The sequence below is a fragment of the Halovalidus salilacus genome (assembly GCF_031852275.1).
GTDB lineage: Archaea > Halobacteriota > Halobacteria > Halobacteriales > Natrialbaceae > Halovalidus > Halovalidus salilacus.
This window is the reverse complement of record NZ_CP134700.1, coordinates 1618864-1643915: the sequence shown is the minus strand read 5'-3', so window position 1 is coordinate 1643915 and position 25052 is coordinate 1618864. Positions and strand designations below refer to the sequence as shown.

Genomic DNA, 25052 nt, shown 5'->3' with positions numbered 1-25052 from the left:
ATCACGGGCCATGGAGACGATTCGGATCGCACAGGTCGACGCCTTCACCGACGAACCGCTCGCGGGCAACCCGGCGGGCGTCGTTCCAGACGCGGGTGGCCTCTCGGACGACCAGATGCAGGCGATCGCCGCCGAGATGGCGGTCAGCGAGACCGCGTTCCTCTCCGGGGGCGCCGAGGCCGACCGGCGGGTGCGGTACTTCACCCCCGCCCAGGAGGTCGACCTCTGCGGCCACGCGACCGTCGGCTCGTTCGCCTACCTCCTCGAGAACGGCGACATCGAACCGGGAACGACCACCCTCGAGACGAACGTCGGCGTCCTCGAGATCGAGGTCGAAGCCGACGGGACCGTCTGGATGACTCAGGACGCGCCGACGATCCGCGAGGTCGACCTCGAGTACGGTCGGATCGCCGACGCGCTGGACGTCGACGAGGGCGCGCTCGAGGGCGTCGGCGCGGACCTCCCGCCGGCGGTGACCTCGACCGGGCTGCCGTGGCTCGCGGTTCCGATCACCTACCTCTCCGACGTCGGCGAGGCGAGCCCCGACCCCCGAGCGATCGAGTCGCTCACCGACGACGTCGACGCGGTCGGCGTCTACCTCTTCACGTTCGACGCGCTCGAGGCCGACTCGACTCTGCACGGAAGAGCGTTCGCACCCGGTGCGGGCGTCACGGAAGACCCCGTCACGGGAACGGCCAGCGGCGCGGTTGCGGCCTACCTCGAGCGGTTCGGCGCGTTCGACGAGTGGCCCGAGGAACTCCGCCTCGAGCAGGGCCACTACGTCGACCGCCCGGGCCTCGTCCGCGTCCGCCTCGAGGGTCACGATCCCGGGGCGGGCTACGGCTACGAAACGCGCGTTCGCGTCGGCGGCCGGGGCGTGACGGTGCTCGACGGATCGTTGCAGGTCCCGGCGGACGAGGACGACGACATTCTGGTCGCGTGAGCGCGGTCGGGACGCGCTCGAGGAGCGTGTTTCACGGCGTCGATCCGCGCGCAGAAAAACCGAGTCGAGCGGCGGCGAACGAAGCTGACGAATTCGGATCTTCGTCGCCCGTTCGGGCGAGGTGACCCCGTGGCCCTGGATCAGGATCCGTGATCGGCGTCCCGCTCCGATCCCGGCCTTGATTCGTCGGTTGCGTCCGCGCTCGAACCGGTCGTCGCGGTCGCGTTCGTCGCCGACTCGAAACCGGTCGATTCGAACTGGTCTGCCCTCGACGCGCCGCTCGGTTCGGCGTTCGTCGTCCCCGCGGACGACCCGGCCGTCGACTCGATGTGATCGTCGTCGTCGAACGTCGCCGTGTTGCGATCACGCTCGAGTTTCCGGACGCTCCGTCGAGTCTGCGCAACGTCCTCCTCCATCTCGGCGAGGCGGACGTCGATCGCCTCGACGATCTCGCTCTTGAGACGCTCCGAGTCGAAGCCGTCGGCGGCCCGCCAGCCCGACGCGCGCGGCAGGGTAACGAACAGGGCGAACGCCTTCCCGAACTGCCAGACGATCACGCCGGCGACGGCGAACGCCACCGTGAAGAGGGGATTCGCGGCCTCGACCGCGGCGTCGATCGCCGTCGGATCGTCGGCCAGCGTGACTAGCGCCCCCCGGGAACCGACGACGACCCCCGCGATCACGAGCACCATTCCGACGAGTAACGACGCAGCCGCGAGCGCACGGTACAGCGCAGTCCACTTGAGCGCGTTCTTTACCGTCATCGTCCCACATCAGTCCCCCGAATTCATTAATTGCTTTGCTACAGTTATCTCGACGGATACGACGGACGATAATGCAACTCGACACGGCGATCAATTATCGACTCGCCCGGGGACCGATCCGCGGCGGCCGACTCGGACGCGGTCCGCCGGTCGGCACATCGCGACGGTCGAACCGCGCTTCGAAATCATTCGGAAACGAGTAGCTACTGTGAGGAACCGTTCGCAACCTTCTTTATTCGGTCGGATGACCACGCAGATAGAGATGGCTGTACTCTGGCTGGACGAGATCGGCGCCGACGACCTGGAGACGGTCGGCGGCAAAGGTGCTTCCCTGGGAGAACTCACGGGGGCCGGGTTACCCGTGCCGCCAGGTTTCGTGGTGACCGCCGGGACCTACCGCACGTTCATCGAAGAGGCGAACATCGACGACGAGCTGTTCTCCGCCGTCGACGTCGACGCCGACGACTCGAGCGCGCTGGCCGAGGCGGCCGACCGCGCGCAAGAACTCATCCTCGAGACGCCGTTCCCCGAGGAGTTGCGCGAGGAGATCCTCGAAGCCTACGGCGACGTCGGCGAGGGTGACGCGTTCGTCGCCGTTCGCTCGTCGGCGACCGCGGAGGACCTTCCCGACGCCTCCTTCGCCGGCCAGCAGGAGACGTTCCTCAACGTCACGGAGGAGGACCTCCTCGACCGCGTCCGGGAGTGCTGGGCCTCGCTGTTCACCCAGCGGGCGATCTACTACCGCCAGGAGCAGGGCTTCGACCACGCCGACGTCAACATCGCCGTCGTCGTCCAGCAGATGGTCGACGCCGAGAAGTCCGGCGTGATGTTCACGAGTCACCCCTCGACGGGCGAGCCGACGATGATCATCGAAGCGGCGTGGGGCCTCGGCGAGGCCGTGGTCTCCGGCGCCGTCTCCCCCGACAATTACGTCGTCTCCCGCGAGGACGACGCGACCGACGTGACTGTCGCCGAGAAGAAGGTGATGCACGAGAAGGACGAGGAGACCGGCGAGACCGTCGAGGTGCCGGTTCCGGAGGGGAAGCGAGAGGCGCGCGTCCTCTCTGACGAGGAGATCGATCGCCTCGTCAAACTCGGCGAGCGGGTCGAGGACCACTACGGCACCCCGCAGGACGTCGAGTGGGCGATGGTCGACGACGAAGACTTCATGCTCCAGTCCCGCCCGATCACGACGATCAGCGACGAGCCGTCCGACGCCGCCGACGCCACGACGGGCGACGTCGCACAGGGCATCACCGACGGAAGCGGCGTTCAGACCGCCGAGGGCTCCGACGCGAGCGCGACGGCCGGCGCGAGCGACGGCGACGTGATCGTCGACGGCCTCGGTTCGAGCCCCGGGACCGTCAGCGGCGCCGCCCGGATCGTGAAGAAGCTCGACGACCTGGACAAGGTCAAGGAAGGCGACATCATCGTCACCGAGATGACGATGCCCGACATGGTGCCGGCGATGAAGCGCGCCGCCGGCATCATCACCGACGAGGGCGGCATGACCAGCCACGCAGCCATCGTCTCGCGGGAACTCGGCGTCCCCGCCATCGTGGGAACGACCAACGCCACCAGCGTCCTCGAGGACGGGCAGATGGTCACCCTCGACGGCGACAAGGGGTCGGTCCTCGAGGGCGAGGCGGTGAGCGAGGAGGAGGAACACGAACCCGTCGAGGACGTCCGCCCGCAGTCGCCGGTCAAACCGATGACCGCGACGAAGGTCAAGGTGAACGTCTCGATCCCGGAGGCCGCCGAGCGCGCCGCTGCGACGGGGGCCGACGGCGTCGGACTGCTCCGAACGGAGCACATGATCCTCTCGCTCAATCAGACGCCGGCCAGGTTCATCGAAGAGAACGGCGAGGACGCCTACATCAAAGAGCTGATCCAGGGGATCCGGACGGTCGCCGACGAGTTCTACCCCCGTCCGGTACGGGTGCGGACGCTCGACGCCCCGACCGACGAGTTCCGCCAGCTCGAGGGCGGCGACGACGAGCCCAAAGAGCACAACCCGATGCTCGGTTACCGCGGCATCCGCCGCTCGCTCGACCGACCCGACGTCTTCGCCCACGAACTCGAGGCCTTCAGACGGCTGTTCGAGATGGGCTACGACAACGTCGAGATCATGTTGCCGCTGGTCAACGACGCCTCGGACGTCTACCGGGCGAAGCAACTGATGACCGAAGCGGGAATCGACCCCGAGAAGCAGCGCTGGGGCGTGATGATCGAGACGCCCGCCTCCGCCCTCTCCGTCGAGGAGATGGCGGCCGCCGGCATCGACTTCGCCTCCTTCGGGACGAACGACCTCACCCAGTACACGCTCGCGGTGGACAGGAACAACGAGCACGTCGCCGACCGCTTCGACGAACTCCACCCGGCCGTCTTGCGCCTGATCGGCGACGTCATCGAAACCTGCCGCGAGCACGGCGTCGACACGAGCATCTGCGGGCAGGCCGGCTCCAAACCGGAGATGGTCCAGTACCTCGTCGACGAGGGCATCAGCTCCATCTCGGCGAACATCGACGCCGTCCGCGACGTCCAGCACGAGGTCAAGCGCGTCGAACAGCGCCTCATCCTCGACTCGGTTCGCTAACGAGGCGCTGCAGAGGCGGCCGCCCAGCGCCTCGAACGGCCCAATTCTTCCAGTCGATTCTATCCCTCACAGTCGACTCCGCTCCCTTCAGTCGATTCCGTCCATTCCCGGTGACTCCGACCTCCCAGGTGATCCCGCTCCGTCCGGTCGCGGAGTTACACCGCTCGTCAGCGACCGACGCGTCTCGAGGATCGACGTACGACAGCGAATAGTTCCCGACGCGGACACCGACGGCCTCGAATCCGGGCCTAGAGACGGACCCGATCCGCGTTCGGCGAGAAACGAAGCCGGGTCAGTCGTCGGCCGCCGCGGGGCCGTCGGTTCCTCCCGACTCGAGGTCGGCCTCGATGCTCGGCGGGTACTTCCCGCGCTCGAGTTTGAGGTCCGATTTCGGACGGGCCATGCAGGTGAGGGCGTACGTCTCGGCTTCCTCCTCGGTAAGACCGCGCGCGGCCGGCTGGGTGACCTCCCCCTCGAGGATCTCGGCCGAGCAGGCCAGGCACATCCCGACGCGACAGGAGTACTCCTGTGCGATCCCCTCCTCGAGGCAGCGGTTGAGGATCGTCTCCGTGTCCGAACAGGTGATCGTCTCGCCGGTGCCGACGAACTCGACGGTGTACTCTGTCATACCGCCGGCTACGAAGGACCCCACCAAAACTCTTTATCGTACGTTGAACGATCCGCGGGTGCTCGAGGGGAGAGGTGCTCGCGCCGCCGACATTCTGCCCTCCGCGAAGGGACGATTTGCACATAAAACGTTTTTGTACCGTAGCGATCACTGAGTGGTATGAGTACGCTGGAGCAGTCGGGCACGACCGCCGCATCCGACACGCAGACGCCCGACGTCGTCGTCGTCGGCGCCGGGACCGCCGGCTGTTACGCCGCCGCGACCGTCGCGAGCGAGGGGTACGACGTCGTCGTCCTCGAGCGCAAGAGCCGCGAGGAAGCGGGCCACATCGCCTGCGGCGACGCGCTCAAGGGCGCGGACGCGTTCCCCGACGTGATCCCGAAGTCACAGATCGAAGCCGCGTTCACCAACACCGACGTCGACCACGGTCGGTTCGAGATTCCCCAGGAGGACACGGTCCTCGATATCCCCGTTCCGGGCGAACTCGCCGTCATCGACCGCTGGGAGTACGGCCGCCGAATCATCGAGGGGGCCGTCGACGCCGGGGCGGCGTTCCACTACGATACGGTCGTCACCGACGTGATCCAGGACGAGGAGGGGCGCGTCACGGGCGTCTCCGCCAGGCGCAAGGGGGAACCGGTCACCTACGAGGCAGAGGTCGTCGTCGACGCCGGGGGATCGCTCTCGCTGCTCCAGGACAAGGTCGACTTCGACGGGTCGACGTTCGACACCAACGTCAACTACACCCACTTCTGTTCGGCCTACCGCGAGATCGTGCACGTGAACGAGCCGGTGGAGTGGCACGACGCGCTCGTGTTCAAGCCCACCGAGGTGGCCGCGGGCTACCTCTGGTACTTCCCGCGCACGGAGACCGAGATCAACGTCGGCCTCGGCTTCCAGATGACCGAGGAGCCAATGGAGCTCGTCGACGACCTGAAACGCGACCTTCGCAACCGCGCGGAGTTCCAGGGGGCGGAAGTAGAGGACAAACTCGGCGCGGCCCTCCCGACCCGTCGCCCGTACGACTCCGCGGTCCACCCCGGGTACGTCGCCGTCGGCGACGCGGCGGGTCACGTCAACCCGACGACCGGCGGGGGCATCGCCGGCGCGGCCTACGCCGCCAACTACGCGGGGGAACAGATCGTCCAGGCGCTCGAGGCGGGCGACGCGAGCGAGGAAATCCTCTGGCGGTACAACGAGCGCGTGATGGATCACTTCGGCGCCCGGTACGCCGCCCTCGACGTCTACAACATCCTCTCGACGGCGATCGACACGGACGAACTGATGGGGCTGCTCGCGGCGATGCCCGGCGAAAAGCTCGCCGAGGCGCTCTACTCGGGGAGCACGAACATCGGCCCGGCGCTGATCCTCGAGTCGCTGCTCAAGAGCCGCGGCCACTGGGGGACGATCTGGACCCTCTACAAGACCAAGCGACGCGCCGACGACCTCCTCGACCACTACGAGCGGTACCCCTCCCACCCGGGGAGGCTGCCGGAGTGGCAGGCCGAACGCGACGAGTTGATGGAGTCGGTCTACGCGACGACGGGCGCGGATCCGAAGTACTGAGCGATCGGCGACGAGTCGACCGTCCGATTCCCCTGGGGCGCTCGCCCCTCCGCGAAGCCTCGCTCGAGGAACCCCTGAGCGAACACCGTCGAACGCGAGAACGGGGCACGCGCTCGCCCCGTCGATCCCGAGCGCGCGTCCCAATTATCGTAGGCACCGAGCGTACGTACCCGTCGGCTCGTACGTGGCTCGATGACCGAACAAAACGACGACGACACGGAGGTGGACGGACTCGAGACGGCGGAAGAAGAGATCGACGAGGAACCGGGGCCGGGTCTCGGTCCGGGAGCCAGCGAGGGCGACCAACCCGACGAGGCCGACGGCGAAGGTACCGAGACGGAGCGGGAAGACGACTAACCGCCGCCCCGATCGGAGTGGCAGTTGGGGCAGGCCACGAGTCGCGTCGCTCATCGGGAAACGAGCGGGCGATCTAGTTAATACCGACGAGAAAACCGTTCTACCACCGCCCCTTCGACTGGAAACGGTATGCGTGGGTGAGGACTTTCCGAGATCGAGCAAACCCGAAGGGGTCGCGATGTTCGGCGTGTCCACGACTAAACGATCGAAGCAATGTGAAGAAGTGGACTCGCCGGGATTTGAACCCGGGGCCTCTCCCATGCCAAGGGAGTGATCTACCGCTGATCTACGAGCCCGCCTTCGCAATCACTGCTTTTCTTCGGGCATAGATAAACCCCTCGAATTGCACGGACCGTCGGTATCGGCTCACACACGGCCCGACGCGTCACCTCGAGGCAGGTAGAAACGCTTTAGTCGCGGAGCGGGCAAGGGACAGTGGGAAGCGCACGGCCGCAAATCCGACTGCGTCGTCCACTGTTTCGGACGGCTTGGGATTGCGGAAGTGCAACGACAGTCGGGTGTCCGGCTGTCGCGTACGGCAGCGGTCAGTGCGGTTCCTATCCTCGAACGATGGCACGAATGCACACCCGCCGCCGAGGCTCGTCCGGATCGGACAGGCCGGCGGCAGACGAACCCCCGGAGTGGAGCGACGTCGACCCCGAGCAGATCGAACAGCGGGTCGTCGAACTGGCGGAGCAGGGCTACGATCCCAGCCAGATCGGGATGAAACTGCGCGACGAGGGCGTCACCGGCACGCCCGTCCCGGACGTCAAGCTGGCGACCGGGAAGAAGCTCACCGAAATCCTCGAGGAGAACGACGCGAAGTCGGATCTCCCCGAGGACCTGCGGAACCTGATGGAGCGGGCGATCCGCCTGCGCGAGCACGTCCAGGAGAACCCGCAGGACTACCAGAACAAGCGCGCCCTGCAGAACACCGAGTCGAAGGTGCGCCGCCTGGTCGACTACTACCGCGGCGACGAACTCGATCCCGAGTTCACCTACTCCTACGACGTCGCGAAGCGACTGCTCGAGGAGTAACGCGCGAGTCACGTCCACATGTCCACAGAGGATCGTCCCGACGCCGAATCCGACGTCGCCGCAGCGACGGCGAGCGCCGTCGAGCGCGCCACCTTCGTCCGGATCGTTACGAGGCCGGACGGCGACGCGCTCGCCGCCAGCGGCATCGTCGCCCGGGCGCTCGAGGCCCGCGGGACGCCGTTCCAGGTGACGGTCGGCCGGACGATCCGGGAGCGAACCGAGCGCGCGGCCGTCGACCGCGGCGACGACGGGAGCGATCTCACGCTGGTCGTCGGTGCGGTCGACGGCGACGTCACGCGCCTCGACGCGGGGGACCGACCCGCGACGCTCGAGGCGGCCGACCTCGCGACCGAACTCGGAACGCCGGCCGAACCGGCGCTCGCGCTCGCGGGACTCGTCGCGGCGGGGGTCGACCCCGGCGCCGGCGAGACCGAGTGGCTCCTCGAGCGCGCCCTCGAGTCGGGGGCGGTCGAGCGCCGACCCGGCGTCGCGATTCCGACGGCGGACCCGGTGGACGGGTTGGCCCACTCGACGCGACTGCGAGCCCCCTGGTCCGGCGAATTCGAGGCGACACGGACGGCGCTCGCGGAGGTCGGCGTCCGCGACCTCGAGGCCGCGGACGGTGACGCAGAGGCGATCGACGGTGACGATCACCGGACGATCGCCTCCCTCGTCGCCCTCGACGTCGTGGCCGCGGAGGACGCGTCCGAACGGGCGGCCGACGTCGTCGCCGGGGCGCTTCGCCCCTACGCGACGCTCGAGACGGACGCCCCGTTCGAAACCGTCGGCGGCTTCGCGGACGTCCTCGAGGCGACCGCGCAGACCGAGCCCGGAACGGGCGTCGCGCTGGCGATGGGCCGCTCGGCCGCGGAACCGGCGCTCGACGCCTGGCGCGACCACGGTCGACGGGCGCACGGTGCGCTCGACGGGGCGTCGACGGGTCGGTACGACGGGCTGTTCGTCGTCGGCATCGACGACGGACCGATCGAGACGGTCGCCCGCCTGGCGGCGGACTATCGGTCGCCGGAGCCGGTCGCGCTCGCGATCGGCGACGGCGAAGTCGGGATCGCGACGACCGACGGGCGCGCCCTCGGCGGGCCGCTCGAGGCGATCGTTCGCGACCTCGAGGCCGACGCAGGACTCGACTGCGAGTACGACGTCGGCCGCCGACGCGGCTACCTTCGCGCTGGGGGACGAGACGGCGACTCCGACGCGGACCTGGACGACTCGGAACTCATCACGATCGTGAGGGATCGACTGTGACCGCCGAGGAGACAACCGGCGGACGGTCGGCGACTCGAGACGGAACAACTCGAGACGAGACGACGACCGGTGACGAGACGACGGACGGAACGCCGACGATGACGGCGACGATCCGAACGACCCAAGAGGTCCCGACGCTCGTCGCGCGGGCGATTCGCCCGGACAACACCGACGAGATGGAGACGACGGTCGAGGGCGACCGCGTCGTCACGCGGATCGAACGCGAGACGACCGGTGGATTGCACTCGAACGTCGACGACTACGTCGTCAACCTCGACGTCGCGACAGCGGTGGCACAGCGCGCGGACGGCGGTGCGAACGCCTGCGAAGACGCCGGCGCCGGCGCCGACCGCGAACCGACGGACGCGGGGACCGCGTCCGATGCGGAAGACAACACTGACACACAATGAGTGAACGATCGGTTTCACGCGCACGACAGGAGAAGCGGTGGTACACCGTGCTCGCCCCGGAGCAGTTCGACCGGGCTGAACTCGGCCAGACCCCCGCGGACGAACCGGAAAAGGTCTACGACCGGACCATCGAAACGACGCTCGGCGAACTGACGAACAACGCCAGCGAGAACAACACGAAACTCACCTTCAAGGTGACCGACGTCGGCAGCGACGCGGCCTACACGGAGTTCCAGGAGCACTCGCTCACCCGCGACTACCTCCGCTCGCTCGTCCGCCGCGGCGCCTCGAAGATCGAGGCCTACGTCACCGTCCTCACGACGGACGACTACCGCCTCCAGATCCAGCCCGTCGCCTTCACGACGAAGAAGGCCGACGCCAGCCAGGAGAAAGCCATCCGCGAGACGATGGTCGAGATGGTCGAAGAAGCCGCCGCCGAGCGCGACTTCGAGGACCTCATCGACAGCGTCGTCGACGGCCGCCTCTCCTCCGCGATCTACGGCGAGGCGAAGACGATCTATCCGCTGCGCCGCGTCGAGATCCAGAAGGCGACCCTCGAGGCTCACCCCGAGGAAGTCGCCGAGGAGGAGGCGACCTCCGTCAGCGTCGACGAAGAAGACGTCGCGACCGACGACTGAGCCGACCCGACGGACTCCCGTCGGCGGACCGTAACCGCACCGTTTTTCGACCCCGCGACGACTCGAGCGGTGCGTCCGCGAGGCGTCTTCCGCTCGTTCGAGTCGACGGAACGCGACCGGAGACGTCGACGGCCGTCGTGAGCGGATGGGTGGCCCGACGACGCCAGCACCGCGGAACGACGGAGCGGCCGAACCGTCAGTCGTCGTCGGTCCGCCCGACTAGCGTATCCGGGTCGACGCCGCACGTGTCTTCGTCACCGTGTTCGCCGCCCGCACGTGTTTCGCCGTCCTCACCGTCCTTGCCGTCCGAGCCCCCACCGGGCTGAATCACGCGTTCGACTCGCTCCGCGTCGCCAAACCCGGCACTCACGACGCGAGTGATCGCGCTCTCCATGGATTCGTCGAGTTCGGTTAGCCGACTCGAGTCGACCTCGACGACGAAGCCGCTCGTGACGTTCGGGGAGGTCGGGATGAACACGAGTTCGCGACCGTCGTCGGTCACCTTTCCGGTTTTGAACGCGGTCATTCGGTGTCCGTCGAATGTTTGCAACTTGACCGGAGAGTGGGCCAACCGCTCGTCGCCGAAGGCGGTCTCGCTCGCCGTTTTCGAGGCGTTGTAAACGATTCGGATGCCGGGGACGCGGTTCGCCAGCGCGTCGACGAGGCGCTCGAGCAGTTCGCCGGCCGTGGTCCGCATGAACGATCCGGCGACCAGGAGGGCGGTTAACAGGAACGCAATCGCGACGGCGACGCCGACGACCTCCGCCAGCCGCCGCCGAGCCGTCGGATCGGCGGTCACCGGCAGGAAGACCTCGTCCGGAACCAGACCGTCCGGCGTGATGCCCTCGAGGAAATCGTAGAGGTAGTAGATCGCGAACAGGCTGACGAGAATCGGCCCGAGAACGGCGAGTCCGCGCGCGAAATCGCGTTTCCACGAACTCATCTGGGAGTCGATAGTCGGGTGTGGTTCATGAGTGTTTCCCGTCGCTTCGAAGTCGGTCCGGCCTCACTCGCCGTCCGTCTCGGAAACGTGGATCAGTCCGGTCATCGGATCGTCGCCGCGTTCGTGGGGGATGCAGACGTAGCTGTACGTTCCCGGGACCTCGAACGTGTGCTCGTACCTCCCCCGCGAACGAATCTCGCCCCCTTGGTCTTTGTCCCACGCTTCGCGCGCGCTCTCTTCGTCCTCGAATTCTCCGCTCGCGAAGTACGTCGCGTCGTCCGGAATGCCGCCCTCGTAGGCCGTGACGGTGTGGATGGCTTCGCTCGTGTTCTTCCAGACGACGGTCTCCCCGACCGTCGTCTCGTACTCGTCCGGGATGAACGCCGTTCGGGACATGCTGATGTGGCAGTCCTCGCCGTCACAGGTCGGATCGTCCAGGACGCCGAGGACGGTCGAACACCCGGCTAGCCCCGCCGATGCGACGCTGCTCATCGCGGCGAGGTAAGTGCGCCGGTTCATGGACGATGGTTGGGAGAGGCGCGATATAACGACCCCGGTTTTTCGGCCCGCGAACCACGCGCGAACTGCCACCGTCCCTTCGAAGAATACCAGCGGACCGTGTCATCGGCGAGCGACCGACGGCATCCCGCTTCCTGCCTCCTGCGGGGCGATCGACCGAGCGACCCGACACGAGCAGGTTCGACGGTGACGGAGGCAAGGCGCGAACTCGAGCGCCGTCGCACCGTCTCGTCAAACGAAAACACGTAAGGTATCGGCAGGTCGAAACCGGGAGTATGCTCCCCCGGTTCGTCGGCCGGCTCGGTGTCGCCGACGCGGTCACGATCGCCAACGCCGCCCTCGGGTTCGTGGCCGTCGTCGTCGCGTTCGTCGACATCGACCTCGCCGCGCGCCTGATCCTCCTGGCGGCGATCGCCGACGGCGTCGACGGCATCCTCGCCCGGCGGTACGGCGGGTCCGCGGTCGGTCCGTACCTCGACTCCCTCGCGGACGTCGCCTCCTTCGCCGTCGCGCCCGCCGCCCTGGCGTTCGTCGTCGTCAGCGACGGACTCGGCGTCGGCTTCGCGGCCGTCACCGTCGAGCTGGCACTCGTGACTGGGATCTGTGCCCTCTTCGTCGCGATGGCCGTCGCCCGCCTCGGGATGTACACCGCCTACGACACGGCCGGCCACTACACCGAGGGGATCCAGACGACCCTCGCGGCGACGATCCTCGGCGCGGCGATCCTCGCGGACGTCGCCGGCCCGTGGCTCGTCCTCGCCGTCACGGGCGTGTTCTGTTACCTCATGGTCTCGCGGATCCGCTACCCGGACCTCCTCGCTCGAGACGCGTTGATCATGGGCGTCGTCCACGGGCTCGCGATTCTCGTCCCCGAGTTCGCCGATCGGAGCTTCCCGTTCGCCCTGTTACTCCTGGGACTTGCCTACATGACGCTCAGCCCGTGGTTCTACTGGCGGGACGACTTCCCGCCGGCCGAGGTCGAGGGCGATCACGAACCCGAGCGCAACCCCGACCCCGAACCCGAGCGCGAGTCCGACCTGCATGGAAACGCTTAGGGCCGTCCTGACGCGATCAGTACGTATGAACGTAGCCACGCGTCGGCGTCGTCCAGCCGGGTGGTTCGATGAGTGAGGGCGAGGCGAACGGTGACGAACCGTCGGAAGGTGGCGAGCCGGTCGACCTCGACGAGATCGAGAGTCGACTCGAGTCCCGCGAAGCCGACCTGGAGGAACTGCGGGAGGAACTCGAGGCCGCGGACACCGAAGCCGACCTCGACGTCGTCGAGGCGGATCTCGAGTCGTTCCGGTCCGACCTCGAGGAGATCGAGGTTCCGGAGCCCCCGGAAACCGAGGAGGAGGAGGACGATGACGAGGAGGCCGAGCCCGCGCCGGAGGAGGTTCTCCAGGAACGCTACGACGAGATCGAGGGCGAGGCCGACGACCTCGAGTCGGACCTCGAGGACCAGCGCGGGCCGTACGCCGAGGACGTCGTCGGCGAGATCACCGGCGCGAGCGGACAGATCACGGGCACCCGCTGGACAGAGGAGGGGAAGGCGGAGCTGATCGACGCCGTCGAGGACTTCCTGGCGACGGTGAACGACATCCTCGGGAGCGACCTCGAGCTCGAAACCGGTGACGCCGATGCGGACGCCCCCGACCAGCTCGCGGCCGGCCTCGAGGACGCCACGGACGCCGTCGAGGGGGCCGACCTCGACCCCGACGAGGACGCCGAGACGATCGCCGCGCTGCTCGAGGCGACCGACGACTTCCAGAACGACGTCGACGACGCGACCGAGTGGACCGACCTCGAGGTTCGCGAACAGCTCCGACGCGAGGGCTTCTACGACGTGCTCGACCACGTCAAGGACTACCCGCCGGAGTGGCACGCCCTCAAGGTCCACGAGAAGCGGGGGAACGTCGACATGATCTTACTGGCCCTCGAGAGCCTCGACTCCGAGTTCATGGAGAACCACTGTATGGAGGCCCTCGAGCGGATGGGCCCGGAGGAGGCCATCGAGCCGATGGTCCAGAAGGCCAACCGCCGGGACACGGCTGCGATGTCGGTACTCGGGAAGATCGGCGTCCCCGACGAGAAGGCGGTCGACACCCTCCTCGATTACGTCGACTCGAACCCGCAGCTGCAGAAGCCGGCGCTCCGGGCGCTCGGCGAGATGGGCGCCGAGGAGGCCGTCCAGCCGATCGCCAACCAGCTCGTCGACGAGAACGCCGACGTGCGCTCGAACGCCGCCCGCGCGCTCGGCCTGATCGGCGACACCCGGACCATCGAACCCCTCTCAGATATTCTCGAGAACGACGACGAGGACCGGGTTCGCGCGAGTGCCGCCTGGGCACTGAACCAGATCGGGACGAAGGAAGCGCTCGAGATCGTCGCCGAGTACGAGGACGACCGGGCCTACCTCGTTCAGGTCGAAGCGGAGAAGGCCGACCTCGAGCCCGCGGCCTGATCGGGCGCGGACGATCGTTTTTCCCTCACCAACGATCCGGTAGCGAGGCGTACGCCGATCAGGGAATCTCGTCTACGGCGGCCCGCAGGTCGTCGGTGTTCGACCACTCGTGCGCTCGAGGGCCGGTCAGGAGCAACTTCACGTGGGACGCTCCCATCCCGTTGTCGTACCGCTCCCGTTCGGTCTCCTCGTCCGGATACCGCCGCTTCAACACCCACGTCTTCTCCCGGTACGACGGGGCGAACAGGAGACCCAGTTCCCAGACGTACCCGCCGTCGAAGTCCTCGATCACGGCGACGACGTGCGTCGACATTCCACAGAGGACGTCGAAGACGCGCGTCCAGAGTCGTATCTCCTCGGGCGTCAGGCCGAAGTCCTCTAACTGCGTGGCAACCGCCGGCGGATCCGTCCGCGCGTCGAGCAGGTCGTACACCAGCTGCCGACGGGTGGCCGCTCCCGTCACGCCGCCCGCACCGGCGACGAGGTATCGCCGGTCGTACCCCTTGACCCGCTCCAACAGTTCGCCGTTCACGACGTCCTTGACCCGCTGGTGTTCGGTCGGCGTGAGGGTGATCCCCTCGAGTTCGTCCAGTACCGCCTCCTCGCTCGGAATCTCGGGGGCCTCGTCACCATCATCGTCACCGTCGCGGGCGCCTTCGCGGGGAGCCATCGTTCGGTCGTACCGACGACGCGAGCATTAATCGTTCGGGTTATCGGTCGTGAGATTAGTTACGTTACTGATTGTGATACCGACCTCAATTCAGTGCGAATGCTTATGGCGATCGCTCCCCAATTCGCACGTATGAGACCCGAGACGGCGGTCGGCGACTCGCACACCGCGCCACCGGGTGCCGCTTCCGAGTTCGACGCGTGGCGAGCGCTCCAGAAGGCCACCGACAGGAAGCGGGCCGACATCCTCGCCGACATCGTCGGCCACCCGAAGGGGATGCCGAGCGTCGAGGAACTGGACTACATGAACCCACCGCTCAGCGACGACGCTATCCGCCGCCACCTGAAGACGCTGATGGACGTCGGCGTCGTCCGCGAGCGCGAGTTCGACCGCGGCGAGCGCCTGCGCGACTACCCCTACAAGTTCTACGAACTCACCGACGAAGCCCGCGAACTGTTCGATCGGAACGGCCTGTTCCCCGAGGAGGCGTGGCAACGCCAGTACCGGGCCGTCGAGAAGACGCCCCGAATTCGGGACCTCGAGTCGATGCCTCGCCCCGACGCTGACGCCTGATCCACCGGTGGTTCGGGCGCGTCGCCTCACCGACTCCGTTCGTCAGGGTTCGATCACGAGCTTCCCGAGGAAACTGTCCTCCACGACCGCTCGCTGGGCCTCGTCGGCCTCCTCGAGGTCGTACGTCCGCGCGACCTCGATCGAGAGCGCCCCCGTCTCCATGAGGTGGGCCGCGCCCCGGAGCGGGACGCGCAGATCGGGCGTGTTGAACATGCTCATGAAGTGGTAGCTCACGTCCTTCGATCGGGCCGGACCGTCGTTGCTGAAGCCCGGATCGGGGCTGTTCTCGCCGATGCCGACCACTCGAGCGCCCGTCGCGGCGACGTCGGCGTCGAACTGGAGGTAGTCGTCGAGGCGGTGGTCGAGGATCACGTCCACGCCGCCGTTTGAGGCTTCCTGGACGGCGTCCGCGAGATTCTCGTCTGCATAGTCCAGCACCGTCTCGGCGCCGAGGTCGGAGACGGCGTCGTGGTAGTCCGGATGCGCCGTGGTGAGGACGCGGGCGTGGACCGAGGCGGCGATCTGGACGGCCGCGTGGCCGACGCCGCCCGATCCGCCGTGGACGAGGCAGTACTCCGCGGGGTCGAGGTTAGCATGGTCGATCAGCGCGCGCCACGAGGTGACCGCGGCGACCCCCGCGGCGCCGGCCTCCGTCGCGTCCACTCCGTCGGGGAGGTGGACGACCCGGTCGTCGGGAACCGTCGCGTACTCGGCGTAACCTCCCTGGTAGGTGGCGTTTCCGATGCCCGTGCCGTAGACGCGGTCGCCCTCGTCGAATCCCTCGACGTCGTCGCTCACTTCGGCTACCGTCCCCGCGACGTCCACGCCCGGCGTGAACGGTAGTTCCGCGGGTGCGTACGATCCCTCTCTGAAATAGGTGTCGACGGGGTTGACGCCCGCGGCGGCGACCTCGACGAGCAGTTCGTCGGGTCCCGGTTCCGGGCGGTCGACGTCGGCTACGTCCAACACGTCCGCGTCGCCGTGTTCCTCGAGTCGTACGGCTCGCATCGTTCGCGAACACGGGGAGCGGGGTGTTAAGGGTAACCGGTGGCCAGGGAGTCCGCGCTCGAGGCAGCCACCCGACGAAGCTTTTCGGTCTCGAACGGCGTACGAAGGGGCGTGAACGTCACCGTGCTCACGACGGGCGGAACCATCGCCAGCACCGCCGGCGATCGGGGAGCCGAGCCGACGAAGGGTGGGCGCGACCTCCTCGAGGCCGTTCCGGAACTCGAGACGCACGCCGAGATCGCCGTCGAGGAGGTCGCGAGAGTCCCGAGCTACGAGATGGACGCCGAGACGCTCGAGACGATCGGCGACCGTGTTCGCGCGCTCGAAGAAGAGCCGAGCGTCGACGCCGTCGTCCTCACGCACGGAACGGACACCATGGAGGAGACGGCCTACGTCCTCGACGCCACGGTTCAGCCCGACGTTCCGGTCGTCCTGACCGGCGCGCAGCGTCGCCCGGACGAGGTCGGAGCGGACGGCCCGTCGAACCTGCTCACCGCGGTCCACGCCTGCGAAGCGTTTCACGACGCCGACGCGAGCGCAGGGGGCACGTACGTCGCGTTCGACGAGGAGATACACGCCGCGCGGGCGGTGACGAAGGTCCACGCGTCGAAGCTGGACGCGTTTCGATCGGTGGGGTGCGGACCGGTCGCGTCCGTCGACCGCGACGGCGTGGTCGTTCACCGACGGCCGCGAAGCGAGACGGTACGCATTCCCGTCGACCCATCCAACTCGCCGCTGGAGCCCACCGTCTACACCGTCAAAAGCGGGAGTTGCGTCGACGGCGAGTTAGTCGAGGCCGCACTCGAGCGCGGCGCGGACGGGATCGTCGTCGAGGGAACCGGCCTCGGGAACGCCACCGCCGGGATCGGTGCCGCGGTCGAACGGGCGATCGACGAGGGCGTTCCGGTCGTCGCCGCGTCGCGCTGCCTCGAGGGGCGCACGACCGCCGTCTACGGCGGCGAGGGCGGCGGCCGGACGCTCCTCGAACGCGGCGCGACGTTCGCCGGCGACCTCCCGGCGCAGAAAGCGCGGCTCAAACTCGCGCTCGCGCTGTCGGCGTACGAAGACCGTTCGACGATTCGCGAGGTGTTCGAAGACCGTTCGACGGTTCACGAGGCGTTCGAGGGCGAGGAGTGATCCCGTGAGCTAGACGTACTCGCCCTCGCTCTCGTACACCGACGGGTCGTCCCTGAACTTCTCGGCGATCTCCTCGAGCGTCACGAACGAAGCGCCCTCGAACCCCTTGACGTAGCGGATGAACTCCTCGAACGGCGGGATCATGTGCGGCAGGCCGTGGAGGTCCGGGTGGATCGTGAACGTGTACACCCCGGCGCCGCGTCGGTTCGCGAGGAAGTCGAACTGGCGCTCGTAGTACTGTTCGTACATCATCTGCGGATCCTTGTACCCCGCGTGGTAGATCGGCTGTTTGATGAACAGCATCGGCGGAATGTCGTCGCGGTACCAGCTGATCGGAATCTCGACGACGTCCGTCTCCTCGCCGTACCGGTACGGCTCCATCCACGTCTCGGGATCCTCGTCGTACTGGATCTTCTCCCAGCTATCGCCCTCCCGCATCCAGCCCGGTTCGAACTGTCGCTCCATGAGGCTGCTGTCGTACTCGAAGCCGTGCTTCTGGACGAGTTCCGGCGTGTTCTCGCTGAACTCCCACCAGCTCGCGCGGTGGCCGACCGGCTCCGACCCGGTCACGTCCTCGATCAGGTCGATCGAGGCCTCGAGGATCGCGTCCTCCTGCTCCCGCGAGAGGTCGGTCGGGTTCTCGTGGGAGTAGCCGTGCACTCCGAGTTCGTGGCCGGCCGCGGCGACCGCTTCGATCTCGTCCCGGAACGTCTCGATCGTGTGGCCCGGGACGTACCACGACGTCGAGACGTCCTCGTTCTCGAAGAGGGTCAGCATTCGCGGGATACCCTCGTTGCCGGCCGCGAGCCCTCGGGAGAGGTCCGCGGGGGAATCTTCTCCGCCGTACGAGCCGAGCCAACCGGCGACGCAGTCGGCGTCGACGCCGATCGCAACGTCGATGTCACCCATCGTACTCGGTATCCCACCGACCATCCCCAAAGAGGTGTTTCACGCCCGCCGGTGACAGTGATCGATCGCGACGTATCCGACGATCGACGGACTGCGCGAGGTCGACGCTACACTCGTCGAGCCGTCGACGGAACAATCGATCGCGGCGGCGGTGACACGTTCGAGCAACCGCCCGATTTGCGACGGTCACCTCGAGAAGCGAGGAGACTCAGTCTACCGATCCGCCGCCGAAGCGAACTCGTCGACGACAGCGTCGCAGAACGCGTCCAAATCGTCCGGGTTCCTGCTGGTCACCAGTCCGTCGTCCCTGACGACCTCCTCGTCGACCCACTCGCCCCCCGCGTTGCGAACGTCGGTCTGTAGGCTGTGATACGAGGTTAGCGTCCGCCCGTCGACGACGCCCGCTTCCACCAGCGTCCACGGGCCGTGGCAGATGACGCCCACCGGATCGCCCCCTTCGACGTGAGAACGCAACAGCTCGACGGCGTCCTCGTCGGTGCGAAGGGTGTCCGCGCCGACGGTGCCGCCCGGGACGACGATCGCGTCGTAATCGTCGGCGGAGACCTCGTCGAACGTCCTCTCGATCTCGTACGAGTCGCTCCACTCGAGGTCGTCGTTGACCGTTCGCGCCTCGCCGGTCTCGCTTCCGACGACGTCCACCGTGGCACCCTCCTCGGAGAGGGTCCGCTTCGGTTCCGCGAACTCGACCTCCTCGCTTCCTTCCTGCGCGAGGTAGATCGCGACCGTCACGTCCTCGAGTCGTCCGTCGTCTGTTTCAGTAGCGCTCATCGGGAGACCGTACCCGGAGAGCGACGAAAGGCTGCGGGCCTGTACACGCAACCGCGACGGACGAACGGTGACGGTCACACCGAGACGGACGAACGGTGACGATCGCACCGCGACGGCCTACCCGCGCCGATCGAGGTTCGGTAAACGAGACTCGGTCACCATCATCGGAGACTCGACCATCGGCTTCGGAGAATCGGCTCCCCCAGCCGGGATCAGACGATCATCTCGAACACCGCTTCGCCGAAAACGAGCAGTACGATGTTGTTTCCGGCGAAGAGAACGTACAGTATCGCCACGACGACCACGAACGCGGCGTCTGCGGGGTTCGACAGGACGTGGCCGATGACGATCACGATCGCGGCGTAACAGAACGCCGCGAGGACGACGCCCGGCAGACCGAACACGTCGTGGAGGTACACCGTCACCGGATTCAGTTCGGAGGCGTAGGGAACGAGAAAGAAACAGAGCGTCGCGAGCAGGTCGACGAACCACGCCCCCAGGAACGTGAGTCGCGCTCCGGCCGAACCCGGCGGGTCCGGCAGCGATCCGACTGCGCGTTCAGCGATCATAGCGTACGCGCGACCGTAAGGGGATGACGACTTTAGGAGTTGACCTTGCCGTTTCTGCGTCGTGAGACCGTCACCGGTCGACGTCCCTGCGACCGATCATCCCGAGCGCGACGTACGATATAACGACCTCGCCGTCCTGGTTGATCCCCTCGACGGCGGTGTCGACGTACCCCCGCTTCGGATCGCTCTCGGAGGGGCGCTTCCGGAGGACCTCGGTTCGAACGCGAAGCACGTCGCCCGGCTTCACCGGCCGTCGCCACCGGAGTTCGTCCACGCCTCGAGCGCCCATCCCGGCCCGCTCGCTGATCGGCCCGTCCACGAGCAGGCGCATACACATGCTCGCGGTGTGCCACCCCGAAGCGACGAGTTCGCCGAACGCCGACTCCGTCGCGGCCTCCTCGTCGACGTGAAACGGCTGCGGGTCGTACCGCTCGGCGAACTCGACGATCTCCGCTTTCGTGACGTGATACTCGCCGAACTCGTGGGTCTCCCCCACCTCGACGTCCTCGTAGTATTGCATCGCCGTGAGGTGTGTCTTCGGTGATCATGAATGGGTGGGATCAGGCCAAATCGTCGCCGTCGTCCGTGCGGTTCAGCCGCTGCCATCGGCGTACGTCGTACCCCACGATCAGCGTTCGTCGTCCGCCACCACCACCTCGAGTTTATAACCGATCGGGGGACCAGACCGAGCGATGGCAGACCGCCGGTTCCGAATCGCCCTGCTCACCGTCTGCGTGCTCGCGGTGTTCGTCGGTCCCACGTGCAACGCCGCCGCAACGAGCGGTGCGACGAACCCGGTCGACGGCCCCGATGGGTTTCGGACGGTCCCCACGACACGAGACGCCGGCGCGACGAACGATACGGGTCTCGGCCCTGGACCGAGGATCGTCGAACTGTATCCGAATCCGCCGACGGAGGAAAACGTGGGCGAGTACCTCGTCCTCGAGGTACCGCGGGACGTCCGACTGGACAACGTGACGATCACGGACGGCCACACGGAGGCTACACTGCCGAATCGATCGTCGATCGGGGGGAACGGGACGCCGCCAGATCGGTTCGCGGCGACCCTCGATCCCGAGGACACGGAGACGCTGACCGACGATCCGGTCGTCGAACTCGAGGGACACCTCCGACTCGCCGCCGACGGTGACGACCTCGAGGTACGAGTCGACGGTGAACCGGTAGACGCGGTTTCGTACGAACGAGCCCCCGAGGGGGAGCTCTGGACCCGCGACGACAGTTCGACCGCCGGTCAGGACGGCGGATCGACGGCCGCGGAATCGATCGACGCCACGACCGGCGAGTGGTGGCCGCAGAACGCGACGCGACTCCCGGTCACGACAGCCGACGTCGACGAGGGGACCGCGTTCGTCCTGCCCGACGCCCCCGCAGTCCCCCTCGAAGTCATCGAAGAGGCCGAGGATCGACTGCTGGTCGCCGGCTACACCTTCACGTCAGAAGCCGTCGCGGACGAACTCCTCGCGGCGGCGGAACGCGGTGTCGACGTCGACGTGCTCCTCGAGGCCGACCCGGTCGGCGGGACGCCGGCGAACGCCGAACCGGTCCTCGAGTCGCTCGTAGCGGGGGGCGTCGACGTTCGCGCCATCGGGGGCGACGGATCGCGATACGACTATCACCATCCGAAGTACGCCGTCTCCGACGATTCGGTGCTGGTGACCTCCGAAAACTGGAAAAACGCCGGCATCGGCGGGAAATCGAGTCGCGGGTGGGGATTCGTCCTCGAGGACCGGACGGTCGCGGACGAACTCGCGACCGTGTTCGAAGCCGACTTCGACGGGTGGGACACCGAGTCGTCGACGTCGTTTCTCGACGACGCGGCGTTCACCGAGGCGAGCGACGCGAGCGAGGAGTTTCCGGTCGAACACGACCCCGAGCGAGTCGACCTGGAGTCCGTGGAACTGCTCCTCGCACCCGATAATGCGGACGAGCGTCTCCGGGAACTCGTCGCCTCCGCCGAGGAGGAACTGCTCGTCCAGCAACCCCGGATCGCCGCCGACGTGTCCCTCCTCGAGGAGGCGATCGAAGCGGCCCGACGCGGCGTCGAGGTGCGGATCCTCCTCGATTCGTCGTGGTACGTCGAGGACGAGAACGAGGCGCTGAAAGCCGACCTCGAGCGAGCGGCCGCCGACGAAGACCTCCCGCTCGAGATCCGCCTCGTCGACCCCGGCGGTCGGTTCGAGAAGATCCACACCAAAGGGGTGGTGGTCGACCGCGAGACCGCGGTCGTGGGGAGTGCGAACTGGAACGAGAACGCGCTCCGGGAGAACCGCGAGGTCCTCCTCGCGCTGCACGGTGAGGCGGTCGCGACGTACTACGCCGAGGTCTTCGAATCGGACTGGGGCGGCGCCTCGAGACCGACGTGGTCGGTCCCGCTCGGCTTGCTCGCCGTCGCGGTCGTCTCGCTCGCACTCACCGCGTTCGCCGGGCGCCGGTACGTGACCGTCGCCGGCGGCGATCGTGCCGACGCAGTGGCCGCTCCGGGGGTCGGAGAACCGGGTCGTTCTCGAGTGCCGTCCCGGACCCGAGTCGCCGACCGAATTCGATCGGCGATTCCCGGAGCCGGAATCCGAGCGTCGGAGGATGCGAACCGGACCGACGCCGAACCCGACGTCGGGAGCGAGGACGAACGCGGGTGAACCGTTCGTGCGTTCGCCATCGCCCGTGAGTACCCCTGGATCGACCGTCGTCACTCGAGCGTTGTCGTACTCGACCGAGCGAAACGACGCGACTCGGTGATCGCTACCGCCGGACCTCAATCCGCGCGGCCGGAGGGATCGGCCTCGAGGAGTTCACAACAGTCCAGTTCCGGGTCGAAACAGTCGGGACACTGTTCGCTGGGCCGGTCGATGATCGTGTCGAGGCGCTCGGCGACCGTATCGTCGATGACGCTCTCGAGCGTTCGTGCCTCCGCTCGAAACTCCTCGACTTCGAGGACGTTCTTGAGGAACCGCTGGATGATACAGTAAGTCTGGAGGGCGTGATGCGCTCGCTCGAGCCCCTCGTCGGTGAGGGTCGCCCCCTTGTACTTCTCGTGTTCCACGAGGCTGCGGTCCTCGAGTTTCCCGATCATCTCGTTGACGCTCGCCGGGCTGACGCCGAGGAGGTCAGCGAGCGTCCCCGTCGAAGCCGGTCCGTCCTCCATCCGTTGGGCGAGGTAGATCGCCTTGAGATACTGGTCTGCGGTGTTCATCGCGACCCTCCGTGTCGTGGGTGTAACAGTGGTGCTCGTGCGCTCGATTCGAACTCGGCCGAGACGACCGCATCCGACGTCGGCGTCTCGCGGTCGATGTGGTCCCCGCTCATGCTCGACGCTCCATGATGTCGGTGACGTCCTGCACGCCCTCCCGTTCCTCCTCGCGAATTTCGACGAGCGTCTCGAGCAACCGCTCCCTGTCGACGGCGAACTCCGCGTCGGAGGCCTCGACCGCACCGATGAGGTCGTCGTAGAACTTGTAAGCGGTCTCCTCGTTACACAACTGGTCGTAGAGGACGCCGTCGGTATCCTCCGGCGGCCCGTACCGGGCGTCGACCAGCGCGTTGATCTCCTCGTAGCCGACCGTGTCCGCGTCGAGTTCCTCGATCAGCTCCTCGAGGCGTTCGCGGTGTTCGGCCGACTCGCTGGCGGCGTCGGCGAGCAGGTCTCGAACCCCCTCGTCGAATTCGGCTCGCTCCTCGGGTGGCAGCGACTCGAGGTGGTGTGCGGCGCGTGACTCGACGACCTCCTCGAGCACCACGCCGATCTGGAGGAGGCGTGTGAGCTGGTGGTCGCTCGAGACGCGCTGTCCCAGGCTCATAGCTGCCTATCGGGGTGCGTAATACTTAACTGCCAGCATCTCGCCCGCTCGCCGGGGCTGGCAGCGGGGACGCGCGGACGGCCGGGATTCGAACGATAGCGGTCGGATTCGGCCGGTGAACGCCGGGAGCCCTGATCGGCTCGGATATCGGTACCCGTCGTACTCCCGATACTCGAGGCTGGTGCGGTCAGGGCGATACTCGGAAACGGCAACCGCCAAAAATCGAACCGTCGGAGCGTTACTCGCGCAGGCGTCGCGCGATCAGTTCTTCGAGGTCCTCGCGGAGTTCGTCCACGGCGACCTCCTGCAGGACGGGGACGAAGAAGCCCTCGACGAGCATGTTGCGGGCCGAGCGCGGGTCGACGCCGCGGGAGGTCATGTAGAGCAGGTCTTCCTCGTCGATCTGGCCGACCGTCGCGCTGTGGGAGGCCTCGGTGTCGTGGTTGTTGATGATCAGCTTCGGCGAGGCGTCGGCCTCGGACTCGTCGGAGAGCATCAGCGTGTTCTCGCGCTGGTAGGAGCTGGTGTCCCAGGCCTCCGAGCCGACGTCCTGGACGCCCTCGTAGACAGATCGCGAGACGTCGTCGGTGACGCCGCGAGTGACCAGGTCCGCGGTCGTGTGCTCGGCGCGGTGCCAGACCTTCGCGTCGAGGTCGAAGTGCTGGTCGTTGTGGCCGAAGAAGGCGCCGACGATCTGCGTCTCCGAGGAATCGCCGCTGAGCACCGTCGACGTCCCTGTCTTCGTGAGCTGGGAGCCGATGTTGCCCTCGATCCAGTTGATCGTCGCGTACGTGTCGGCCTCGCCGCGCTTGAGCGTGAAGTTGTAGGCGTCCTCCGAGAGGTTCTGGAGGCTGCCGTACTGGACGTAGCTGTTCTCGCCGGCGACGACCTCGACGATACCGCTGTAGTACTGCTCCTCGTCGAGTTCGGTCCCCGTCGACTGGCGCTCGAGGATGGTGACCGACGAGGACTCCTCGGCGACGACGAGCGTGTAGTTGAACAGCGAACGGGAGTTCTGCTCGGTTCGGATCTTCACGTCCTCGGCGTCGACGCCCTCTGGGACGTAGACGACGGTCCCGGTGCTAAAGAGCGTGGTCGAGAGCGCCGTGAGGTAGTTCTCCTGCGGGTCGACGACGCTCCCGAAGCGCTCGCGGATCAGCTCCTCGTGTTCGTCGAGCGCGTCGCTCCAGGAGAGCACGTCGACCTCGTCGGGGCCGACCTGGTCCTTGTCCTCGGCCGCGTTGAGCGGATCGACGAGCGACTCGAAGTCGAGTTCGTGGAGGTTCGTCCAGTCGCGACCCGGCGTCCGGATGACGTCGGGCATGTCGAGGTCCTCGAGCGCTTCGAGGGCCTCGAGGCGGATCTCGAGCATCCACTCGGGTTCTCCGAGGTCGCCCGAAATTTGGCGTACCTGTTCGTCCGTCAGATTGGCGTGTACCTGCGTGCTCATGTG

The 25052-nt window shown here is 67.3% G+C and carries 26 protein-coding genes and 1 tRNA gene; 13 read left to right on the top strand and 14 right to left on the bottom strand.

Annotation, left to right across the window (positions count from 1 at the left end):
* The first annotated feature begins 10 nt into the window (after positions 1-10).
* Positions 11-943 carry a PhzF family phenazine biosynthesis protein gene (locus RJT68_RS08120; RefSeq protein ID WP_407039859.1) on the top strand — a complete coding sequence of 311 codons (933 nt, stop codon included), beginning with the start codon at positions 11-13 and terminating at the stop codon, positions 941-943.
* A 140-nt stretch (positions 944-1083) separates the two neighbouring features.
* Here the strand turns inward: RJT68_RS08120 and RJT68_RS08115 are convergent, their stop codons facing one another.
* On the bottom strand, positions 1084-1707 hold the full coding sequence (locus RJT68_RS08115) for a hypothetical protein (RefSeq protein WP_407039858.1): 624 nt from the start codon (positions 1705-1707) through the stop codon (positions 1084-1086).
* A 262-nt stretch (positions 1708-1969) separates the two neighbouring features.
* Here RJT68_RS08115 and ppsA point away from each other — a divergent pair, with 262 nt between their 5' ends.
* On the top strand, positions 1970-4303 hold the full coding sequence (gene ppsA, locus RJT68_RS08110) for a phosphoenolpyruvate synthase (RefSeq protein ID WP_407039857.1): 2334 nt from the start codon (positions 1970-1972) through the stop codon (positions 4301-4303).
* Between the two features lie 292 nt (positions 4304-4595).
* On the opposite strand, the gene RJT68_RS08105 is transcribed toward ppsA, so the two are convergent.
* Complete coding sequence (locus tag RJT68_RS08105; RefSeq protein WP_407039856.1) at positions 4596-4931, bottom strand: 2Fe-2S iron-sulfur cluster-binding protein; 336 nt, start codon at positions 4929-4931, stop codon at positions 4596-4598.
* A gap of 159 nt (positions 4932-5090) precedes the next feature.
* Between RJT68_RS08105 and RJT68_RS08100 the strand changes: the two genes are divergently transcribed.
* Both RJT68_RS08100 and RJT68_RS08095 read left to right on the top strand, forming a co-directional pair.
* Positions 5091-6497, top strand: coding sequence for a geranylgeranyl reductase family protein (locus RJT68_RS08100; RefSeq protein WP_407039855.1), 1407 nt, complete (start codon positions 5091-5093; stop codon positions 6495-6497).
* A gap of 192 nt (positions 6498-6689) precedes the next feature.
* Positions 6690-6854: a hypothetical protein gene (locus RJT68_RS08095; protein WP_407039854.1), complete on the top strand. Its 165-nt coding sequence runs from the start codon at positions 6690-6692 to the stop codon at positions 6852-6854.
* A gap of 224 nt (positions 6855-7078) precedes the next feature.
* Here the strand turns inward: RJT68_RS08095 and RJT68_RS08090 are convergent.
* Positions 7079-7150, bottom strand: a tRNA-Ala gene (locus RJT68_RS08090).
* Between the two features lie 274 nt (positions 7151-7424).
* Here RJT68_RS08090 and RJT68_RS08085 point away from each other — a divergent pair.
* The 4 genes from RJT68_RS08085 (at position 7425) to RJT68_RS08070 (ending at position 10203) form a co-directional block, all read left to right on the top strand.
* On the top strand, positions 7425-7892 hold the full coding sequence (locus RJT68_RS08085) for a 30S ribosomal protein S15 (protein ID WP_407039853.1): 468 nt from the start codon (positions 7425-7427) through the stop codon (positions 7890-7892).
* 18 nt (positions 7893-7910) lie between these two features.
* Positions 7911-9155 carry an exonuclease gene (locus RJT68_RS08080; RefSeq protein WP_407039852.1) on the top strand — a complete coding sequence of 415 codons (1245 nt, stop codon included), beginning with the start codon at positions 7911-7913 and terminating at the stop codon, positions 9153-9155.
* 98 nt (positions 9156-9253) lie between these two features.
* The gene (locus RJT68_RS08075; protein WP_407040344.1) at positions 9254-9565 is read left to right on the top strand and encodes a KEOPS complex subunit Pcc1; all 312 of its coding nucleotides are present in this window, start codon (positions 9254-9256) and stop codon (positions 9563-9565) included.
* On the top strand, positions 9562-10203 hold the full coding sequence (locus tag RJT68_RS08070; protein WP_407039851.1) for a 30S ribosomal protein S3ae: 642 nt from the start codon (positions 9562-9564) through the stop codon (positions 10201-10203). The genes RJT68_RS08075 and RJT68_RS08070 overlap by 4 nt, the downstream gene beginning before the upstream one ends.
* A gap of 196 nt (positions 10204-10399) precedes the next feature.
* On the opposite strand, the gene RJT68_RS08065 is transcribed toward RJT68_RS08070, so the two are convergent.
* Positions 10400-11146: a DUF502 domain-containing protein gene (locus RJT68_RS08065; RefSeq protein WP_407039850.1), complete on the bottom strand. Its 747-nt coding sequence runs from the start codon at positions 11144-11146 to the stop codon at positions 10400-10402.
* Positions 11147-11209: 63 nt separating this feature from the next.
* On the bottom strand, positions 11210-11665 hold the full coding sequence (locus RJT68_RS08060; protein WP_407039849.1) for a cupredoxin domain-containing protein: 456 nt from the start codon (positions 11663-11665) through the stop codon (positions 11210-11212).
* 275 nt (positions 11666-11940) lie between these two features.
* On the opposite strand from RJT68_RS08060, the gene RJT68_RS08055 reads away from it, so the two are divergent.
* Positions 11941-12720 (top strand): protein sorting system archaetidylserine synthase, encoded by a 780-nt coding sequence (locus tag RJT68_RS08055; protein ID WP_407039848.1) that lies wholly within the window; start codon positions 11941-11943, stop codon positions 12718-12720.
* Between the two features lie 68 nt (positions 12721-12788).
* Positions 12789-14129, top strand: a complete 1341-nt coding sequence (locus RJT68_RS08050; RefSeq protein WP_407039847.1) for a HEAT repeat domain-containing protein — start codon at positions 12789-12791, stop codon at positions 14127-14129.
* A 58-nt stretch (positions 14130-14187) separates the two neighbouring features.
* Here RJT68_RS08050 and RJT68_RS08045 read toward each other — a convergent pair whose 3' ends face one another.
* A complete protein-coding gene (locus RJT68_RS08045) occupies positions 14188-14799 on the bottom strand; it encodes a hypothetical protein (RefSeq protein WP_407039846.1) in 612 nt (203 codons plus the stop codon).
* A 132-nt stretch (positions 14800-14931) separates the two neighbouring features.
* Between RJT68_RS08045 and RJT68_RS08040 the strand changes: the two genes are divergently transcribed.
* Positions 14932-15372, top strand: a complete 441-nt coding sequence (locus tag RJT68_RS08040) for an ArsR family transcriptional regulator (protein WP_407039845.1) — start codon at positions 14932-14934, stop codon at positions 15370-15372.
* A 42-nt stretch (positions 15373-15414) separates the two neighbouring features.
* Here RJT68_RS08040 and RJT68_RS08035 read toward each other — a convergent pair whose 3' ends face one another.
* Positions 15415-16380: an NADPH:quinone reductase gene (locus tag RJT68_RS08035; RefSeq protein ID WP_407039844.1), complete on the bottom strand. Its 966-nt coding sequence runs from the start codon at positions 16378-16380 to the stop codon at positions 15415-15417.
* 111 nt (positions 16381-16491) lie between these two features.
* On the opposite strand from RJT68_RS08035, the gene RJT68_RS08030 reads away from it, so the two are divergent.
* On the top strand, positions 16492-17517 hold the full coding sequence (locus RJT68_RS08030; protein WP_407039843.1) for an asparaginase: 1026 nt from the start codon (positions 16492-16494) through the stop codon (positions 17515-17517).
* Between the two features lie 9 nt (positions 17518-17526).
* Here RJT68_RS08030 and RJT68_RS08025 read toward each other — a convergent pair whose 3' ends face one another.
* From RJT68_RS08025 to RJT68_RS08010, 4 genes are all read right to left on the bottom strand, one after another.
* Positions 17527-18426, bottom strand: a complete 900-nt coding sequence (locus RJT68_RS08025) for a polysaccharide deacetylase family protein (RefSeq protein WP_407039842.1) — start codon at positions 18424-18426, stop codon at positions 17527-17529.
* Positions 18427-18639: 213 nt separating this feature from the next.
* The gene (locus RJT68_RS08020) at positions 18640-19215 is read right to left on the bottom strand and encodes a type 1 glutamine amidotransferase domain-containing protein (protein WP_407039841.1); all 576 of its coding nucleotides are present in this window, start codon (positions 19213-19215) and stop codon (positions 18640-18642) included.
* A gap of 212 nt (positions 19216-19427) precedes the next feature.
* On the bottom strand, positions 19428-19784 hold the full coding sequence (locus RJT68_RS08015) for a hypothetical protein (RefSeq protein WP_407039840.1): 357 nt from the start codon (positions 19782-19784) through the stop codon (positions 19428-19430).
* Between the two features lie 70 nt (positions 19785-19854).
* The gene (locus RJT68_RS08010) at positions 19855-20304 is read right to left on the bottom strand and encodes a MaoC family dehydratase (RefSeq protein ID WP_407039839.1); all 450 of its coding nucleotides are present in this window, start codon (positions 20302-20304) and stop codon (positions 19855-19857) included.
* Positions 20305-20476: 172 nt separating this feature from the next.
* Here RJT68_RS08010 and RJT68_RS08005 point away from each other — a divergent pair, with 172 nt between their 5' ends.
* On the top strand, positions 20477-22441 hold the full coding sequence (locus RJT68_RS08005) for a phospholipase D-like domain-containing protein (protein ID WP_407039838.1): 1965 nt from the start codon (positions 20477-20479) through the stop codon (positions 22439-22441).
* A gap of 116 nt (positions 22442-22557) precedes the next feature.
* Here the strand turns inward: RJT68_RS08005 and RJT68_RS08000 are convergent, their stop codons facing one another.
* The 3 genes from RJT68_RS08000 to sufD all read right to left on the bottom strand — a co-directional run bounded on the left by RJT68_RS08000 (position 22558) and on the right by sufD (position 25049).
* Complete coding sequence (locus RJT68_RS08000) at positions 22558-22995, bottom strand: metal-dependent transcriptional regulator (RefSeq protein ID WP_407039837.1); 438 nt, start codon at positions 22993-22995, stop codon at positions 22558-22560.
* Between the two features lie 109 nt (positions 22996-23104).
* On the bottom strand, positions 23105-23599 hold the full coding sequence (locus RJT68_RS07995) for a ferritin-like domain-containing protein (protein ID WP_407039836.1): 495 nt from the start codon (positions 23597-23599) through the stop codon (positions 23105-23107).
* 238 nt (positions 23600-23837) lie between these two features.
* Positions 23838-25049 carry a Fe-S cluster assembly protein SufD gene (sufD, locus tag RJT68_RS07990; RefSeq protein WP_407039835.1) on the bottom strand — a complete coding sequence of 404 codons (1212 nt, stop codon included), beginning with the start codon at positions 25047-25049 and terminating at the stop codon, positions 23838-23840.
* Positions 25050-25052: the final 3 nt, after the last annotated feature.